This is a genomic window from Streptomyces sp. SID3343, from assembly GCF_009865215.1.
GTDB lineage: Bacteria > Actinomycetota > Actinomycetes > Streptomycetales > Streptomycetaceae > Embleya.
Map to the genome: position 1 here is coordinate 1 of NZ_WWJX01001047.1, position 4236 is coordinate 4236.

Here is a 4236-nt window from a genome sequence, read left to right on the forward strand (position 1 = left end):
GGAGATCCCCGACACCACCCGCGGCCACAACGCGGCACCGGTGGGCCCCAGTTGGGACGGCCCGGACCGTGCCGTGCTCGCGCGCCTGGAGCCCGACGACCCGCGCACCGTCGGCGGCTACGTGCTGCGCGCGCGCCTCGGCTCCGGCGGCATGGGCCGGGTGTACCTGTCCTACACGCCCGGCGGCCGGCCGGTCGCGATCAAGGTGATCCGCGGCGAGTTCGCCGACGACCCCGAGTTCCGCCGCCGCTTCCGCCAGGAGGTGGCCGCCGCGCAGCGCGTCCAGGGTCTGTACACGGCGCCCGTGATCGACACCGACGCCGATGCCGAACAACCGTGGCTGGCGACGGCGTACGTCGCGGGCCCGTCGCTGTACGAAGCGGTGTACCGGCACGGCCCGTTGCCCGCCGAGACCGTCCTGATCCTGATGGCCGGCGTCGCCGAGGCCCTCCAGTCGGTGCACTCGGCCGGCGTGGTGCACCGCGACCTCAAGCCGTCGAACGTGATCCTGGCCGCCGACGGTCCGCGGGTGATCGACTTCGGCATCGCGCGCGCCGCCGACGCGACGCCGCTGACCCGGACCGGGATGAGCATCGGCACGCCCGCGTTCATGGCTCCCGAGCAGGCCCGCGGCCTGTCCTCGAAGCCCGCGACCGACGTCTTCGCACTCGGCTCGCTGGGCGTCTACGCGGCCACCGGCACGTCCGCGTTCGGCGAGGGCACCGACAGCTCGGTCCTGTACCGCGTGGTGCACCAGGACCCCGAACTGTCCGGCGTTCCCGAGGAACTGCTCGACGTGGTCCGCCGCTGCCTGGAGAAGGACCCGGAGCTTCGGCCCACCCCCACCCAGGTCATCGAGTTGTGCCGAGCCGCCTCGGCGGGCACCCGCCTCCAGGTCGGCGAGGGCTGGCTGCCCGCGACGCTCGTCGAGGAGGTCACCCGCCGGGTCAACGAGCAGCCGCCCAAGCCGCCCAAGGACCCGGCCGTCGGCCGTCGCCGCAAGCGCCGCGCACTGCTCGCGGCCGTCACCGTCCTGGTCCTGGCCGCCGCCGGCGGCGGGCTCGCGCTGGGTCTGATGAACAAGGACGACAAGGACGACAAGGGCAACACCGCGAACGGGATCAAGGACTCGAACTCCCCGAGTTCGCAGCCCCAGGGCACCCAGGGCCCGAACAGCAGCCCCTCGATCCTCCGCCCCACCGCCACGCCCACCACGAGGCCCTCGTCGTCGCCGACCTCGACGGCCACCTCCACCTCGACCGCGGCCCCGTCGATCGCCACCGAGCCCGGCGCGAGCGCGACCGCCATCCCGACCGCCGGCGGGGTGGCCGAGGGCGGCGTGCTGTTCGAGCGCGAGTTGGACGTACCCGACGGCTACTGCGTCGGCCTGGGCTTCACGTCGACGTGGAAGGGCGGGTGCGAGGCCACCACCACCGCCGGCGTCCTGTACTTCTACGGCGACAGCAACGTCATCCAAGGCAAGGAGATGGTCCTGCTCGATCCGGGGCAGGTCACCGACTTCGCCACGTGCCTGGCCGACACCCGCTACGCGAGCAACAACCAACTGCCCGGCACGTACCTCAAGGTCGGCTCGGTGATCTGCCTCAAGGACAACAAGAACGGCCTGGTGGGCACGGTCCGCGTCAACGCGCTCCCCGGTGCCGGCCCCAGCAAGTTCTGGAAGATCTCGATGACCGTCTGGCGCGGCCCGCGCCGCTGACCCCGCCCGAGTCCGGCATGAACGAAGTCGGAGTCAAGGGCCCGACAACCGGCCGGGCCCTTGACTCCGGGATCGTCGTGCGTCGGGTGGCGCGATCGACGCCTATTGCTGCCGGCCGCTCGTGACGCGGTAGGCGTCGAACACGCCCTCGACTCCGCGTACCGCCTTGAGCACGTGGCCCAGGTGCTTGGGGTCGCCCATCTCGAAGGTGAAACGGCTGACCGCCACCCGGTCCCGGGTGGTGGCCACCGAGGCCGACAGGATGTTGACGTGCTGGTCGGACAGGACGCGCGTGATGTCCGACAGCAGCCGTGACCGGTCGAGCGCCTGGACCTCGATGGCGACCAGGAACACCGAGGACGCGGTCGGCGCCCACTCGACCTCGACGATGCGCTCGGACTGCTCGGACAGCGACTCGACGTTGCCGCAGTCCTGGCGGTGCACCGAGACGCCGTTGCCGCGCGTGACGAAGCCGATGATCGGATCGCCCGGCACCGGGGTGCAGCAGCGCGACAGCTTGACCCAGATGTCGTCGACGCCCTTGACCACCACACCGGGGTTGCCGGTCGAGCGCGGTCGACGGCGGGTCGTGGTCGGCCGGGTGGTCTCGGCGAGATCCTCGGTCGCGCCCTCCTCGCCGCCCAGCGACTCGACCAGGCGCTGCACGATGTTCTGCGCGGAGACGTGTCCCTCGCCGATCGCGGCGTACAGCGACGAGATGTCGGGATAGCGCAACTCGTGCGCGAGCGTGACCAGCGTGTCCCCGCCGGTCATCAGCCGCTGGAGCGGCAGACCCTGCTTGCGCATCGCCCGGGTCAGCGCGTCCTTGCCCTGCTCGATCGCCTCCTCGCGGCGCTCCTTGGAGAACCACTGGCGGATCTTGTTGCGCGCCCGCGGCGACTTCACGAAGCCGAGCCAGTCGTGGCTGGGCGCCGCGGTCTCGCTCTTGGACGTGAACACCTCGACCAGGTCGCCGTTGTCGAGTCGGCTCTCCAGCGGGACCAGCCGCCCGTTGACCCGGGCCCCGATCGTGCGGTGTCCGACCTCGGTGTGCACCGCGTAGGCGAAGTCGACGGGCGTGGATCCGGCCGGCAGCGCTATCACGTCGCCCTTGGGCGTGAAGACGAAGACCTCCTGGCTGGAGAGGTCGAAGCGCAGCGACTCCAGGAACTCGCCCGGGTCCTCGGTCTCGCGCTGCCAGTCCAGGAGTTGCCGCAGCCACGCCATGTCGTTGGCGGGGTTGTCGCCCTTCTTGGGCTTGGTGTCGGTCTTGGTCGCGTTCTTGGCGCCGACCGCCTCGGCCTTGTACTTCCAGTGCGCGGCGATGCCGTACTCGGCGCGGCGGTGCATGTCGAACGTGCGGATCTGCAGTTCGACGGGCTTGCCCTCGGGCCCGATCACCGTCGTGTGCAACGACTGGTACATGTTGAACTTGGGCATCGCGATGTAGTCCTTGAACCGCCCCGGCACGGGATTCCACCGCGCGTGGATGGTCCCGAGGGCCGCGTAGCAGTCGCGGACGGTGTCGACCAGGACCCGGATGCCCACCAGGTCGTAGATCTCGGCGAAGTCGCGCCCGCGCACGATCATCTTTTGGTAGACCGAGTAGTAGTGCTTGGGCCGCCCCGTGACGGTCGCCTTGATCCGCGCCGACCGCAGGTCGCCCTGTACCTGGTCGGTTACGGTGGCGAGGTACTCGTCGCGCTTGGGCGCGCGCTCGGCGACCAGCCGCACGATCTCGTCGTACATCTTGGGGTAAAGGATGGCGAAGGCCAGATCCTCCAGCTCCCACTTGATCGTGTTCATCCCGAGCCGGTGCGCGAGCGGGGCGTAGATCTCCAGCGTCTCGCGGGCCTTGCGCTCCTGCTTCTCGCGCTTGAGGTAGCGCATCGTGCGCATGTTGTGCAGGCGGTCGGCGAGCTTGATCACCAGGACGCGCGGGTCCTTGGCCATCGCGATGACCATCTTGCGCACGGTCTCGGCCTGCGCGGCCTCGCCGAACTTGACCTTGTCGAGCTTGGTCACCCCGTCCACGAGCATCGCGACGGTGTCGCCGAAGTCGCGACGCAGCGCGTCGAGCCCGTAGTCGGTGTCCTCGACGGTGTCGTGCAGCAACCCCGCCATCAGCGTCGGCGGGTCCATGCCCAACTCGGCGAGGATGGTGGCCACCGCGAGCGGGTGGGTGATGTAGGGGTCGCCGCTCTTGCGCTTGGTGCCCCGGTGCCAGCGCTCGGCGGTGGTGTACGCGCGCTCGATCTGCCGCAGGTCGGCCTTGGGGTCGTTGACCCGCACGACCCGAAGCAGCGGCTCCAGGACCGGGTTGTAGACGCTGTTGCGCTGTACGCCCAAACGGGCGAGCCGGGCGCGGACCCGGCTGGGTCCGTCCACCCGAAGCGAGCGCGAGCGCTCGCCGCCACGCGTGGATCCGGCGACGTCGCCGGCCTTGACCACGGGCCGCGGGCCCCTGGCCTCGGGCCCGGCCGCACCGGCCGCGGGACCGCTGTGCCCGCCGCTGC

The 4236-nt window shown here is 70.8% G+C and carries 2 protein-coding genes; one reads left to right on the top strand and one right to left on the bottom strand.

Features of this window, described 5'->3' with window-relative positions:
• The first annotated feature begins 73 nt into the window (after positions 1–73).
• Positions 74–1720, top strand: a complete 1647-nt coding sequence (locus GT354_RS54835) for a serine/threonine-protein kinase (protein WP_346012287.1) — start codon at positions 74–76, stop codon at positions 1718–1720.
• 102 nt (positions 1721–1822) lie between these two features.
• Here GT354_RS54835 and GT354_RS32855 read toward each other — a convergent pair whose 3' ends face one another.
• Positions 1823–4108, bottom strand: coding sequence for a bifunctional (p)ppGpp synthetase/guanosine-3',5'-bis(diphosphate) 3'-pyrophosphohydrolase (locus GT354_RS32855; RefSeq protein ID WP_161360023.1), 2286 nt, complete (start codon positions 4106–4108; stop codon positions 1823–1825).
• Positions 4109–4236 lie beyond the last annotated feature (128 nt).